13 protein-coding genes are annotated in these 14,634 nt (G+C 48.8%); 9 read left to right on the top strand and 4 right to left on the bottom strand.

The features are described from left to right. Nucleotides 1–24: 24 nt before the first annotated feature. The 7 genes from C8N47_RS07225 to C8N47_RS19095 all read left to right on the top strand — a co-directional run bounded on the left by C8N47_RS07225 (nucleotide 25) and on the right by C8N47_RS19095 (nucleotide 5,157). Complete coding sequence (locus C8N47_RS07225; protein ID WP_107821876.1) at nucleotides 25–507, top strand: RNA polymerase sigma factor; 483 nt, start codon at nucleotides 25–27, stop codon at nucleotides 505–507. 6 nt (nucleotides 508–513) lie between these two features. Continuing rightward, a complete protein-coding gene (locus tag C8N47_RS07220; protein ID WP_146161455.1) occupies nucleotides 514–1,563 on the top strand; it encodes a hypothetical protein in 1,050 nt (349 codons plus the stop codon). 70 nt (nucleotides 1,564–1,633) lie between these two features. Beyond that, nucleotides 1,634–2,554: a porin family protein gene (locus C8N47_RS07215; protein WP_107821874.1), complete on the top strand. Its 921-nt coding sequence runs from the start codon at nucleotides 1,634–1,636 to the stop codon at nucleotides 2,552–2,554. A 302-nt stretch (nucleotides 2,555–2,856) separates the two neighbouring features. Then, nucleotides 2,857–3,714 (top strand): outer membrane beta-barrel protein, encoded by an 858-nt coding sequence (locus C8N47_RS07210; RefSeq protein ID WP_170111325.1) that lies wholly within the window; start codon nucleotides 2,857–2,859, stop codon nucleotides 3,712–3,714. Nucleotides 3,715–3,790: 76 nt separating this feature from the next. Next, nucleotides 3,791–4,498, top strand: coding sequence for a dipeptidase PepE (gene pepE, locus C8N47_RS07205; protein ID WP_107821872.1), 708 nt, complete (start codon nucleotides 3,791–3,793; stop codon nucleotides 4,496–4,498). A gap of 139 nt (nucleotides 4,499–4,637) precedes the next feature. Beyond that, nucleotides 4,638–4,871, top strand: coding sequence for a hypothetical protein (locus tag C8N47_RS07200; protein ID WP_107821871.1), 234 nt, complete (start codon nucleotides 4,638–4,640; stop codon nucleotides 4,869–4,871). Continuing rightward, entirely contained in the window at nucleotides 4,855–5,157 is a 303-nt protein-coding gene (locus tag C8N47_RS19095; protein ID WP_107821870.1) for a type II toxin-antitoxin system RelE/ParE family toxin, read from the top strand. Before C8N47_RS07200 ends, C8N47_RS19095 begins: the two co-directional genes overlap by 17 nt. A gap of 9 nt (nucleotides 5,158–5,166) precedes the next feature. Here the strand turns inward: C8N47_RS19095 and C8N47_RS07190 are convergent, their stop codons facing one another. The 3 genes from C8N47_RS07190 to rbfA form a co-directional block, all read right to left on the bottom strand. Beyond that, nucleotides 5,167–6,369 (bottom strand): ABC transporter permease, encoded by a 1,203-nt coding sequence (locus C8N47_RS07190; RefSeq protein WP_107821869.1) that lies wholly within the window; start codon nucleotides 6,367–6,369, stop codon nucleotides 5,167–5,169. Further along, the gene (locus C8N47_RS07185) at nucleotides 6,370–7,194 is read right to left on the bottom strand and encodes a class I SAM-dependent methyltransferase (protein ID WP_107821868.1); all 825 of its coding nucleotides are present in this window, start codon (nucleotides 7,192–7,194) and stop codon (nucleotides 6,370–6,372) included. Nucleotides 7,195–7,268: 74 nt separating this feature from the next. Further along, the gene (gene rbfA, locus C8N47_RS07180) at nucleotides 7,269–7,607 is read right to left on the bottom strand and encodes a 30S ribosome-binding factor RbfA (RefSeq protein WP_107821867.1); all 339 of its coding nucleotides are present in this window, start codon (nucleotides 7,605–7,607) and stop codon (nucleotides 7,269–7,271) included. Nucleotides 7,608–8,191: 584 nt separating this feature from the next. Between rbfA and trpS the strand changes: the two genes are divergently transcribed. Both trpS and C8N47_RS07170 read left to right on the top strand, forming a co-directional pair. Continuing rightward, the gene (trpS, locus tag C8N47_RS07175) at nucleotides 8,192–9,193 is read left to right on the top strand and encodes a tryptophan--tRNA ligase (RefSeq protein ID WP_107821866.1); all 1,002 of its coding nucleotides are present in this window, start codon (nucleotides 8,192–8,194) and stop codon (nucleotides 9,191–9,193) included. A gap of 188 nt (nucleotides 9,194–9,381) precedes the next feature. After that, entirely contained in the window at nucleotides 9,382–10,410 is a 1,029-nt protein-coding gene (locus C8N47_RS07170) for a PorP/SprF family type IX secretion system membrane protein (protein WP_107821865.1), read from the top strand. Here the strand turns inward: C8N47_RS07170 and C8N47_RS07165 are convergent. Further along, nucleotides 10,407–14,603, bottom strand: a complete 4,197-nt coding sequence (locus C8N47_RS07165) for a T9SS type B sorting domain-containing protein (protein ID WP_107821864.1) — start codon at nucleotides 14,601–14,603, stop codon at nucleotides 10,407–10,409. The genes C8N47_RS07170 and C8N47_RS07165 overlap by 4 nt on opposite strands. Between the last annotated feature and the right edge of the window lie 31 nt (nucleotides 14,604–14,634).

Below are 14,634 nucleotides of genomic sequence, written 5' to 3'. Positions count from 1 at the left end.
AGGGAGTAATTGAACAGAAACCCCATGACCGTTGAAGAGTACAACCAAGCCGTAAACCAGCATGCCGATGCTGTTTTTCGATTTGTCCTGAAGAATATTCGCGACCAGGAAAAAGCACGCGATATTGTTCAGGACAGCTTTGAGAAGCTCTGGCTGCACCGCAAGTCTGTGTCCGCCGAAAAAGTGAAAGCCTATCTCTTCTCAACGGCTTACCACCGCCTGATCGATTGGGTGCGCAAAGACAGTCGCCTGAGCATTGTCGATGAAATTCGATCTGACGAAGCTTGCTTTGAGCACTACAGCGACCTTCAGGAAGTGCTGAACAAAGCCATTGAGCTGCTGCCCAACGACCAGCGCTCGGTATTGCTTTTACGCGACTATGAAGGCTATTCGTACAAAGAAATAGCCGCGATAACCAAACTCAACGAGTCGCAGGTGAAAGTGTACATCTACCGGGCACGCGTGTTTCTGAAAAATTACATTGGTAAAATGGATGTTTTAGTTTAAATGCGTATGAAAATTAACCGGTCAAATTACGAAAGCTATTTTATCGACTACCTTGATGGCAACCTGCCGGATAATTTAGTGGATGATTTGCTGGATTTTTTGGCAGAAAATCCGGAGCTGGCCAACGAGTTAAATGTCGCCAAAAACATACACCTGAAACCACAAACCTGCACCTTTAACTTTAAAGAAACACTGTACAAACATTCGACGAACATCAGCGAGGATTTCGAAATGCAGGCTGTAGCTTATCTTGAGGGCGACCTAAACGAGGAGAACAACGAGCAGTTCTTAAACCAAATAGCCGATGACTCGGCCAAGCTACAAACGCTGCACTTGCTAAAGCAGGCCAAACTTAAGCCCCAATCCACCATCGAGTATCCGAACAAAAAGAAATTATTGCACCACCCGCGCAAAACATTCTCCCTGTGGGCATCGCGTATTGCGGCCCTGTTGCTGATTTTCTTTTCGGTATGGGCCCTAATCCCGCGAAAACAGCCGGTAGTGCCCGACAATCCGATTGCCTTTAAAACAGAAGAGCAACAAGCACCATTCTCGGCGAAAACAGCCGATAAGAAAGCTTCAATTGTGCGCCCAAAGCCAGTCGCTGATGCAAGCATAAAAGTGACTGAAAGTACCGAAAAAGAGCTAGCCAAAGTTGAATCAGCAAAGCAGCTGCCGACTCCGGTTGCCGAAACCAGGGTACGGGAAGTGCAGCCAACCCGATTAGCCATTCCGGAACAAATTCAACCTTTAAAAGCCCAAATTGAGCCGCTGGCCGTGCAGAGCGGAGAACTACATATCCGTGCAGCAAATAATAAGCTTGCGCTCCAAAAGCCGGCAGTTAGCGTTGACGAATACCTGGCTCACAAAATCATTAATGCCCCCAAAGGCGAAAGTTTCACCTTCAACAACTTAGCCAACGCCGGACTAAATGCTGTGGAGAACCTCACAAATGAACGTTTCAATGTAGAAAGAACGGAAAACGGCAAACTGAAGCAAATTAAGTTCGACAGCCGACTGATCGCGTTCTCCATCCCGTTCAAAAAAAATCGCTAGCCCTGTAACAAATTCTGAAGGCTGCCCGTCATAGGGAGGAAGAACACAGAAACCCTAAAAATTTCGACCCATGAAGAAAATATTATTCCTGACACTCATCGCCCTGTGCACCATCCGGCTTTATGCCCAGGATACCATACAGGTTAAACAAATCACCAAAACCATCGTTCGGGTGAACGAGGAACCGACAAAGACAAAAGTTAGCTTGCTCAACGATAAAATCAGCATTGAAGACAATATGCTGAGCGACACAACAAACATCCGCGTTGGACGCCGAAACTATCAGATTATTGAGGGACAAAAAGGCTCCCACATTATTGTAACTAAAGACGTAGACGTGGAAAAAGACTGGCAAAAACGCAAAAAATTTAACGGCCACTGGGCCGGCTTCGAGCTTGGAATAAACGGACTGGCCAATACCGACTACGGCATGTATCCCGACCCGACCAACGAGTTTATGGAACTGCGGCAGGCAGCCTCACTCGAGGTAAACATCAACTTTCTGGAAGCCAACATTTGCCTTAAACCTGATCGTGTGGGGCTGGTTTCGGGCTTCGGGCTGCAATGGAACAATTACAAATTCGAAAACTCCATCACCCTTGATAAGATTGGAGGAAATCCACTGATTCAACCCATTGATATCGTCGAAAACAACTACAAAAAATCGAAATTAACCGCTTCGTACCTAACCGTTCCCCTGATGCTGGAGTTCCAGTTTCCGGTAAACGACCACACCAACACCCTATTTGTCAGTGCCGGGATGGTTGGTGCACTGAACCTGGGCTCGCACACCAAGGTGAAAAACGACCATTCGAAAGAAAAAGACCACGGCAGCTTCAACCTCAATCCGTTTAAATACTCGGCCATTGCCCGCATCGGATTACGGGATCTGTCGTTCTACGCCACCTACAGTTTTTCCCCCTTATTCAAGGACGGCCGAGGCCCCGAACTTTACCCCTTTACCATCGGCATTGCGCTGGCGAACTTCTAGAAGAAGGACAAAAAATAAATCTGAAAAGATCTGCGAAAGCAGGTCTTTTTTCTGAAAGTCTACCAAGCAAAGACACTAAGGCGCCATGCCAATAACTGGATTTGACTAGAGGTGCAACGACAACCTGACAACTGTTGAAAACAACGACAACAGCATCGTCGAAAAAATCCTAAACTTTCATTCCGGTTGATAATTGCCCTGAATCATCTGTGTTTTTTGTTGCTCATTGAACGGAATACCGGTTGCGTTTTGTTTTTCAGCCAGAAAGCGCTTAACTTGAACGAAGAATGATAAGCTTCATCATGAAAGTCAGCATTTACCCGAAAAACCGATTTCCACAAGGCCTGCCAGTCCTAAAAAGCTGCTTCCTGCTGCTTGTCTGGATCGCCATAGCTGGATTGCAAGCGCTGCACGCTCAGGACGCCAAACTGAGCCAATTGCCGCAAACACAAACCGATTCCATCGACAAAGTCCTGCAGATTGAAGCGCTTCATGACTCGGGCTTCAACTTTTGGGAAAACCGCTTTAAAGGAAACTGGGCTGGGGTATTCCTCGGCGTCAATGGCTTTGCGCAAACCGACTATTCGATGTACCCCGAACATTCCAACAACTTTATGGAGCCTACGCTGTGGAAATCAAATTGCCTGAGCATAAACCTGATTCAGATCTCCCAGCGACTGCAACGCAACCGGAACTTCATCGGGCTGGTTACGGGCCTGGGTGCCGACTTCCAGTCGTACCGCTTCGACAACGACTACAGCATCGAAAAAGGCCTCAACCGGGTAGAACCGGTTCTGCTGACAAAGGAAGAAAAGCTAAAGTCGAAGTTTTCGTCGGTGTACCTGAGCGTCCCCATGCTCATCGAATTTCAGATTCCGGTCAAACATTTCGACAACCGCCTGTATTTCTCAACTGGCGTTATTGGCAGCCTTCGGCTGAACACACACACCAAAGTGAAATACGAGGCCGACGGCAAAAAACAGAAAATTAAAGATCCCGGCGACTATTACCTGCGCGATTTTCGCTTTTCCGGAACCATTCGGGTGGGCTACCGCCGCATCAACCTGTTTGCCACCTACGACCTTCAGCCGCTGTTTACCGACCAGCATGGCCCGAGGCTCTATCCCTTCACCCTGGGCATTGGTTTAATCACCTTCTGAAGCCAAAAGCTGCCGGATTTATCGCCCACTTCGGGCGAAAAGAACTATTTTAGCTGCAAACTGAAAACAAAGAAAAATGAAACTTTTATTGAGCAGTAATTCCACCATGCCAGGCGAAGAATACCTGGGATTTCCGACACCACATATCAAAAGCTTCTTAGGCGATAAACCCGTCAAAGCGCTTTTTATCCCTTATGCAGCGGTCACTTTCAGCTTCGACGAGTACGAGCAAAAGGTGAACGAAGCCTTTCAGCGTGTCGGTCACAGTGTGGTGGGGATTCACCATTTCGACAACCCGGTCAGGGCCATTGAAGAAGCCGAGGCCATTGTTGTTGGCGGCGGAAATACCTGGCAACTGGTGCGCATGCTCCACGACCAAAACCTGATGATGGCCATCCGGCGAAACGTGCAAAGCGGAACCCCTTACATTGGCTGGAGCGCCGGCTCGAACGTGGCCTGCCCCACCCTGCGTACCACCAACGACATGCCCATCATCGACCCTACAAGCTTTAACACCACCGGCCTGGTGCCTTTCCAAATCAATCCGCACTATATGGATGCCAACCCCGACGGCCATGCCGGCGAAACCCGCGAACAACGTATTGCCGAGTTTATTGCCATCAACCCGCTCACTTACGTGGTTGGCTTGCGCGAAGGAACCCTTATGAAACTGGAAAACGACACTCTCGAGTTAATCGGCAACCGCTCGGCTCGCATCTTTATGCAAGGTATGGAAGCCTACGAGCTGAATCCGGGTGATGATTTCAATTTCCTGTTGAAGTAAAAATAGAACAATGATCCAGTCGTGCCTTGGGATGCGATCTTATCAAAAGGTTGTATCCCAGCACACGACGTAAACTTCCTTAAAATATGAAAGGACTATCCCGCTATTGTGGGTTGAATTCAAATTGCTAACTTTGAATATGGCAATTGACATTCAAAATAAGAAAATCGAACTAATTCAATGGTTGTCAACACTGGAGGATGCAGCAATTATTGACAAGATAATGGCCTTACGCGATGATGAACGAAATGATTGGTGGAATAAAATTTCGGAGGAAGAACAGGAGTCCATTGAAACCGGAATTCGTGATGCCGATCAGGGAAAACTAAATTCACATACACAAGTCCGGAAAAACTATGAAAAGTGGTTATAAGATCTTTTGGACCGACCACGCCCTATCCGAGCTACAACTGCATCTCGCCTACATTGAGAACAACTGGACAAAAATGGAGATCAAAAATTTCGCACACCAGTTAGATCACGTTATTGAATTAATCTCCCATAATCCATCCCTTTTCCAAGCCACAAAACAGAACAAAAACGTAAGAAGGGCAGTTATCCACAAACATTTCACTCTCTATTACCAAACAAAAAAAAGAAGAATCGAAATCCTTGCTCTATTTGGAAATCGCCAAAATCCGCGTAAAAGAAAGCTTTGAGCTCTTCGATCACTTTTTGATCGACCGCACAGGGTACCAGGCCGCCAGAAAGCCGATAGCCAATACAATGGCGAGCGTTGCCAATACATCGAGCAATTGCAGCTGCACCGGGTATGCCGAGATGGCAAATGCACCGCTTCCGGGAAGTTTTAAGAGCTCGAACCGGCTTTGCGCCCATACCAGCCCCACGCCACCAACTAAACCAACCAGAGCGCCGGTAATGGAGATTAGCCAGCCTTCCATCAGAAATATCTGCCGAATGAAGTGCTTGCTGGCCCCCATACTCTCCAAAATGAAAATATCGTCCTTTTTATCGAGGATAATCATGGTAAGTGATCCCAACAGGTTGAACGAGGCGATTATCAGAATGAAACTCAGAATCAGAAAGCTGGTCCATTTTTCCGACTTCATCACACGGTACAGAAACTCGTGCTGCTCGTAGCGGTTCTGCACCTTGTAAGCGTCGCCAAGCAAAGCCTTAACTTTGGCCTGAATATCTTCAACTTCAACCCCGGGCTTTAGTTTTAATTCCATCGATGTTACACGGCCATCGAGCTCGAATATTTCGCGGGCAAAATCAATGGGCACCAAAATGTACTGGGCATCAATTTCCTGTTGTACCGAGAACACGCCGCTTGGGAACAGATAGTCCCGATTGAATGCATTCTGCAACACCACCCGACCGGCCTGCTGCCGCTTGGGATAGTACACGTAAATGGGACTGATGAAATTCAATCCAACGCCTAAATCAACCGCCACGCCCTGCCCGATAACGGTAAACATCCGGTTGTTGTGGTTCAACACAAACTGCCCGTCCACCAGCATCGAATCGAGGCCTGAAAATCCGGCATAATTGGCTTCTACGCCTTTTACGACACCGTATTTCTGGCGATCTTCGTATTGCAGCAAAGCGTTATCTTCCACCACCTGCATAAATTCGGCCACGCCTTCCACTTGCATCAGTTCGCGAATCTCAGGCCGATCGAGCGAGAAACTCTTCCCCTCGACAGCGGTAAGTTTCAAGTCGGGATCGAAACTGGAAAGCATTCCCTGAATAAAGCCATCGATCCCGTTAAAGGCCGAAAGCACCACAATAAGCGCCATGGTGCCAACAGCCACACCAACCACCGACAAAGCGGAAATCAGGTTAATGACATGCACCGATTTTTTCGAAATCAGGTAGCGACGCGCTATGTGGATGGCCAGCTTCAATTATTTAAAAGCTTTAACGATCAGTCCGGTACCGGTGGTATGGCTTCCTTTCACATCGCAATAGTTCAGGATTGCTGCTATGGGAAAGGCTAGGATGTAATAAAAAGGGATCAGAATGAAGAACAGCTTGCTCACCCCCAGCAGTTGAATCGGGTACTTCATCGACAGACGCCAGCTAATTTTTCCGGGTGTTCCGTACGAATAACGAGCTTCAACCTTGGCGAAACCAGCCGATTTCAGCTTGTCTTCAATCTCCTGAATGTTGTACCCATCGCGCACATGTTCGTCCACAAAACCGTGAACACCACCTTCTTCGTGATCGTGATCGTGCTCATGAGCATCCGAGCCACCTTGGTCCGACGGGGTTGAAATCAGCACGACCCCACCCGGTTTCAGCGATTGATGAAAATTTTTGAAAACCTGCACATCTTCCTCAATATGTTCCATCACATCAATCGAAAGAATCAGGTTGAAAGCTTCGCGCTGTTCAAACTTGGTCAAATCGGCCTCTGCAAAACGAACCCGATCCGATTGTTGAATCTGCGTGAAAAATTGATTACAATCGGCAATTTGTTCTTCCTTTACATCCACCGCCAAAATCTGCGATTTCGGAAACAGACGACTCATCCGGTAGGTGTACTGACCAAAGCCTGAACCGGCATCCAAAATGGCACTTTTGGCCGGCAGCTCGAGTCGTTTCAGTTCCTGGCGTACGTGCCAGGATCGCAACAACAACAGGTCGAGCAAACGATAAAATACTTTCCGGAGGGCCGGGGTTTGATTAAAAAGCTTTCCCAGCGTGCGTTTTATGGGGTCGTATTGCATGGTTTGGTTTCAAGTTTCGCATCTCAGGCTTCGGCTGACACAAGGGCCAGCCGAAACTGTAAACGGTGACTAATTTATGATTTCAGGAGGTTGTCGATGTTATCGATATAATCCAGGCTATCATCAACATAAAATTCCAACTCGGGGATAACCCGAATTTGCTTGCCCACCTTACGGCCGAGCATACCCCGGATTTTCGGATTTTTAATGCGGATTTCTTTCAGCACTTCCTTGACATTATCCGAGGGGAAAATGCTCAGGTAGGCACGCGCCAGCCCCAAATCGGGGGTTACCCGCACCACGGTAACACTAATCATTTTACCCATGAACAGGGTACGTGCTTCGCGTTGAAATATTTCGGCTAACTCGCGTTGCAGCAGCCGGCTTATCTTTTGTTGTCTTGTCGATTCCATTCTCTTGTTAAAATTGTCCGCGCCAAAGTTAATCAAAAATACCGGACGCTCTGATTTGATTTGTTTTGGGACGAAAAATGTCGGTCACAAAAATTGAAAACAAAACCTGCGCTGAATTGCCCCCACCCTCAGTTCGTAAGCAGATGCCGGGAAACGGCCAGGGGAAGGGTGAAACTGCTCGTGAACGATGAGAAATTGCTCAGGGGACGGTCAAACCTGCTCATGAAGCCAGGCAGATTGCTCAGGGGACGGTCAAATTCCTCAGGGAACGCGTCAAGTTGCTCGGGGGACGCGTCAACCGGGGCTTTCGGAAATTCCGCTTTCGGAAATTATTGACTATTCCACGTTCCCGATGACCTCTTTGATAAGTATCCTTTGTCATTTCGCCTTTTTTGCCTCCTCAAACGGGTAAACCCTGTGATCTCTTCATCCACCCCGAAAATAAATTTTTGAGTTTCAAGGATTCGGGTTAATTTTGCTGATCGAATTAAAAAGAACCGATATTCGGTTTCGCTAAGCCGTTGAAGATTCTTCCCAACGAAGGCTCATCAGCGGGATTTTTTAATCTTCTTACTTCCACTAAAATGAGTAAACCAATTGTAGTTAGCGGCATCAGGCCGACCGGGAACCTGCACCTGGGAAACTATTTCGGCGCCGTACGCAGCTTTTTAAAAATGCAGGAAGAATACAATTGCTATTTCTTTATTGCCGACATACATTCACTAACCACACACCCCACGCCGGAAAACCTGCAAACAGGTGTGAAACAGGTTTTGGCCGAATACCTGGCATGCGGAATTGATCCGGAAAAAGCCACCATTTTTATTCAAAGTGATGTGCCCGAGATTACCGAGCTGTACACTTTTTTGAATATGAACGCTTACCTGGGCGAGTTGGAACGCACAACATCGTTCAAAGATAAAGCCCGCAAAAACCCGGAAAATGTGAACGCCGGCTTGTTAACCTATCCGGTGTTGATGGCCTCGGACATCATTATCCACAAAGCCCAATATGTGCCCGTTGGCAAGGATCAGGAACAAAACCTGGAAATGGCCCGCAAATTTGCCGGCCGCTTTAACCGGATGTACAAAAGCGAAGTGTTCCCCATTCCGCGCCCCTTCACCTTCGATGGTGGCGACATGATTAAGATCCCCGGGCTGGACGGCAGCGGTAAAATGGGAAAATCGGAAGGCAATGCCATCGCCCTGGTTGAAGATCCCAAATCGATCCGCAAAAAGGTGATGCGTGCCGTGACCGATGCCGGTCCGACAGAGCCAAACTCACCAAAGCCGGAACCCATTCAGAACCTGTTCACCCTGATGGACATCATGACCGATCCGGCCATTGTGCAACAATTCAACGATGCTTACAACGACTGCAGCATTCGTTACGGCGATTTGAAAAAGCAGCTGGCCGAAGATATTGTTACGTTCACGGCACCAATTCGCGAGCGGGTAAACGAAATTCTGGCCGACGAAGCTTATATGGCCAAAGTTGCCCGCATGGGTGCCGAAAAGGCCCGCGAGTCGGCTCAGGCAACCCTGAAAGAAGTCAAAGAGCTGATCGGCTTCAAAAAACTATTCTAAAAAAATACACACTCTCTTTTAGCAGAAAGCCCGGTCGACAAAACCGGGCTTTGTTGTTTCAGCATTCCTGGCCCATCACAATTTTTAGCCCCAAAATAAGTTTTATTGAAAAACAAGAAGGCCGTAAAACATACTGATTTATTCAGAAATGACTCCCTGACTGAATGGATTTTAATTATTTTTAGGCTATGCGCAGCAGAACTCGAAAAGTACTTCATATCTGCACCGGACTGCTGGTTCTGTTCAGTTTGTCGGCACGAACTCCGGGCTACGGTCAGGACGTTTCGTTTTCGCAATACTACGCCAATCCCCTTTATATGAACCCCGCTTTTGCCGGAACAATCGGCGCTCCCCGGCTGTCGCTGCAATACCGCGATCAGTGGCATCAGTTTAAGGATGCCTATACCAGCTATACCGCAGCCATCGATCTGCCGGTAGACCTTCTCCAGGGCGGACTGGGAATCTACATTTTGAATGATGCGCAAGCCAATAAGATCCTGAATAATTTTCAGCTGAACCTGGCCTATTCGGTGCGGGTGCAGCTCGACCGCGATCTATTTGCTCATGCGGGTGTGCAGCTCGGTTATGCCGAAAATTCGCTCAAAACAGGCGAGCTGATCTTTGCCGACAACCTGGACTACAACGGCGGCATTCCGGGCACCTCGGCCGAAAGCTTCGAGGAAACCAAACGCTCCTACCTCGACTACGGCATGGGACTGCTGCTGTACAGTAAAAAAGTCTTCGGAGGCCTTGCCGTTCACCACCTCACCGAGCCCGATTTATCCTTTTCGGAGGATAACCCCACCGACAGCAAGCTGCCGCGAAAATACACCATCCACGCGGGCGCGCGGCTTCCGGTTTTCAGGCATGGCCATTTGCGCAAAAAGTTCGACATCTCGCCGCAAATCATCTTTCAGAAACAGGGCATCTCTGACCAAATTAACTACGGCCTGTTTGCCACCAAAAGCGGCCTTACCGGCGGAGCGTGGTTTCGTCAGAACTTTGGCCTGCGCTACGATGCCATGATCTTGGTGGTGGGTTTTGTGAACTACAAATTTCAGCTTACCTACAGCTACGACTGGACGATTTCGAAATTGGCAGGCCATACCGGTGGTACCAGCGAAATATCGCTGGCTTTTGTGCTGAATAAACGCAAACAAGCCAACCGGCTGCTGCCCTTCTTCGAGCCCTACCGCGAGCGTTACGGCACCCCTTAGCGAATCAGTAAAATTTGTCCTGTTTGCTCGTGCTTCTTGCCCGTTAAATCAACAAAAGTAGCCATCCATACATAGTTGCCCATTGGCGCTTCTTTCCCGCTTTTATCGGTACCATCCCACGGACTGGCTGATGTGGTGGACTCGAATACCAACTGTCCCCAACGGTCGTAAATACGCAGTAGAAAAGGCATACCGTTATCGCCTAATCCGGCGGGCATAAACACGGTATTTTCAACAATATCGCTGCCGGGGCGAAAAGCATTGGGCGCATAAATCCGATCGACAACTACCTGTATTTGGGTTGTAGTTGAATCGCTGCACCCCAAATCTGAGCGGGCAATCAACCACGCAATATAACTGCCCACCGCAGGGTATTCGTGCTGCGGGGCATAGTCCATTGAGCTGTCTCCATCGCCGAAAATCCAGTTGTACGCATCGGCATCAGTCGAATTATTGTAGAAAGTGACCAACGGATTCTGCGGCGAAACAACCGGATAATCGACCGAGAATGCTGCAACAGGCGGATCAACGACCTGAACAAGCCCTTCTTTGGTTAGCATCTCCAAACAACCAGTCAAATCCGACTCGGCCAGCATGGTTACATCGTAAGCTCCGGGCACCGTATAGGTCAGCGCTAACGAATCGCCACTAAAACTCCCCAGATCCGTAAACCAGCTAATCCGGCTTTCTTCCTTGATGTTTGTAACAATCAACATCGTTTCCAGGCTATCGCAACCAGCTGGTGGTTCTGCTTTAAAATCAATATTCAGCGCCCGCTCTGCACTGAAATCAGGCTCCTCCTGATAGGCCGTATCCTTACAATAACCTTCATCTACGATTAACTCAATGGCGGGCTTCACCCCTGCGAAATCAAACACCCGCACCAGATATTCTCCTTCAGCAATGGTATCGGTAATGGCTGCATTCCGGAACGTCCAGTTCAGCGACTCCAGATCGTTTGTTGTCCCGGTAAAGCGCAGCGTTTCCACATAAGCCCTGCATGTAGGCTGAAAATTAAACCCGAAGGCGGCTTGCGGCTGCGGATAAAACTCAAGCTGAATGGTATCGCCACTCACACAATCGTCCTTAGTCGTCAGCTTGTAATAAAGATCATAAATCCCCGGAACGGTCGCTTTAACGGTCGCCGAGGCATCAGTCGATTCGCTAACGGTCAAATCCGGCGAAGCTGCCAACCACTGAAAGCTTCCCGGATAGTCCCACAACGCGGGCGAATATCCGGCAAAATCAACATGAACGTTTGTCGTCAGCTCGCCGCAGACTGCCGGATCGGCCTGAATGCTTACCGGTGGGTTGCCAAAGATGACCACTTCAGCTGTATCGCTTGCCCGACAGCCATCGGTATTTTCGATCGTCAACACATACGAAGCTGTTGAATCGACCCATATCTCAGGTACTGCACCAAAGGCAATGCTATCGCCCTGAGCCGTCTGCCACAGATAGGAAACAAGTTCGCTGAGATCAGACCTAACATCTGCCGTTAACAGCACGGAATCCGGCGCACATTTCGAATAAGTATCTGAAACAATGCTGAACTCGGGCCCGGCAATAAAGCTTAGCTCGATGGTATCGCCACTCACACAATTGTCTTTCGTGGTCAGTTTGTAATAAAGCTCATAAACTCCGGGAGCGGTCGCTTTAACCGTAGCCGAGGCATCAGTCGAGTCGCTAACAGTCAAATAGGGCGAAGGTGCGAACCACTGAAAGCTCCCCGGATAATCCCACAAGTCGGGCGGATAGCTGGCAAAATCAACATGAACAGTTGTGCTCAACTCGTCGCAGGCTGCGGGTTCGGAGTGAATCGTTACCGGCGGATTTCCGAAGATGATCACTTCGGCCGTATCGGTCACCGTACAAGCATAACTATTCTCGATGGAGAGTATGTATTGTGCCGTTGAATCGGCCCAAAATGTTTCCGTATGCGCCAAAGTATCTCCGGACGAAGTTTGCCACAAATAAGAGGCAACATCAGCCGATCCCGAGGAAATAATGGCCTTCAGCTCCACCGAATCCGGAGCGCATCTGTAAAATTGATCCGGCTCAACGGTAAACTCCGTACCGGGCGAAAAAGTCACTTCAATGGTATCGCCACTGATGCAGCCGTTTTTGGTGGTCAGTTTGTAATAAAGCTGATAAGTTCCCCAGCCGGGAGCCAGCATGGTTACCGACGAATCAGTAGGGTCGGCAAAACTAACTCCCGCATCATCTGATGCCCATTCAAAGGTTCCCGGAGCAGTGGTCCACAACGAGTCGGGATAATTGCCCAGATCGGCTGTAACGGCGGTTTGCAGCTCGCCGCACACCAGGCTATCGGCGGCAATCGTTACCGGAGGCCGCCCGAAGATGATGACATCAGCTGTATCCGTGGTCGAACAGCCATACTCGTTCCACACCGTCACGATATATTGTGCCGTAGAGTCCACCGTAAGCGTCGACGTGGTGCCCAGTTCCTTCCCTTCCTTGCTTTCCCAGAGAAAGCTTGTCGCTTCGGACGAATTTGCCACCAGGCTAAGCTCTTTGGGAAAACAATAAGACAAATCAGCAGGAGTGATCTCCAACTGCGGCTTGGCATAAAACACATAAACCGAATCGTGCAGTGCCGGGCAGTCGCTGATGGTCGTCGTCACTTTATACATGCCTTCTCCAGACACGCGAATCGACGAGCTCGTTTCGCCGGTCGACCACAGGTAGGTCTCAAAATAAGGTCCTGCATCCAGAGTCAGCTCATCACCGGGGCACAACAACAGCGTATCACCGTCGAAATTGATATTTTCGCCCAGATCGAGGACCACATTCAGGTTGAAACCAACCGGATAACCGTAGGATTCTTTATCGCCCTGCCCATACACATAAGCCAGGAAACCCTCATCCGGATCGGTATTTAACAGCGTATGCGATCCACTGGCCGACAACAATATTTGAGCATACGAGTATGCAGTCCCGGCAAAAGGCTTTGTACTGACGGGGTTGCCATCCAACCTCAAATTGGAAGCCTGATCGGTTAAACTCACAATATTGATATGATAGCTTGTGATATTCTCCGAGTCGTAGGCTACAAAAGTCACATTGTTCTTGGACTGTGCTGTCGAGCTGAGGACGATCATCGACGGATCTCCATACTCGGTGCCTCCTTCGCCCAGATAGTTTTGAGATGCACTGTACTGCGCAACCAAAATAGGCTTATCTGCCGCAATACGGCTGGCTTGACCGGACTCCAGATAGATTTCCTTAAATTCCCCCCGGTTTAACACAAAAGGGGCCCAAAAGGGGCCGGCATCAACTGTCGTACCATCCTCGCTGGCAATGATCCGGTAGAAATCCAGTTCCCGTCCCATCAACGGAACGGCGTAATACTCGGTTCCCCAGGAGTAAAGCGGAGGCATTTGTTCAAATAAGTGATCGTAACCCGAAATCAATTCCGGATCAGCCAGATTGTCACTGGTGCGCGGCACAGTGGTCCCGAAATTACCGGAGTAAACGGCGATATTCTTATCGGCCACAACGTGACTGCCAGTTAAGTCCCCCTGCCCGTCCAGGTCGGGCTCGTTTGCGGACTGCACCTGGTAGGTTTGTCCTTTATTCAGCGTGATGACAAAGGGCACATTAGCCGGCTTTAAGCCATCGGTAATTTTGGATGGCGTAATCGTTACTTGCGTCTGATCTTCCGTAGCAACAATTAAAAACTCACTGTTTCGGCCGTTTAAGCCCGTTCCGTAAGAGTTGTAATGCGGTTCATAGCACAGTGTAAAATACTCCTTGCCAATCGATTCCACCGGGTAAATCACCGCCGCATCCGACGATTTATAATCCCAATTCATCGCATACACATTCACCGGATCGTTGGCAACCAAATAAATCCCTTTGTTCCCAACGCTTTCCGACGTCATCACCTCGTTGGTCTCCCAAGGAATTTCCACCAGCTGTTCCGAATTAGCGCTAACGGAGTAAGTACCCAATAAATTGGTTCCTCCCTGATTGTATATCGAAAAGTAAGTGGTGTAAGCAGAGGTAACCGTAATGGTCAGGCGATGATCCACAACATTATCATTCCTCCCTTCCATAAAGCCAAACCAAAACTCGGTTCCTTCGGTGGAGCGGGTACAGCCTTCGTGATTCGCCCACGAGAATGCAGGGATCAGGATGACGAAACAAAGTGCTAAGAGGAGTTTTTTCACGGTCGTTCGAATTTCTGCTTTTAAAGCTAAC

The organism is Mangrovibacterium marinum (genome assembly GCF_003046625.1).
GTDB lineage: Bacteria > Bacteroidota > Bacteroidia > Bacteroidales > Prolixibacteraceae > Mangrovibacterium > Mangrovibacterium marinum.
Note: the sequence above shows the minus strand (reverse complement) of the source record. Positions and strands in the feature narration are given on the sequence as shown.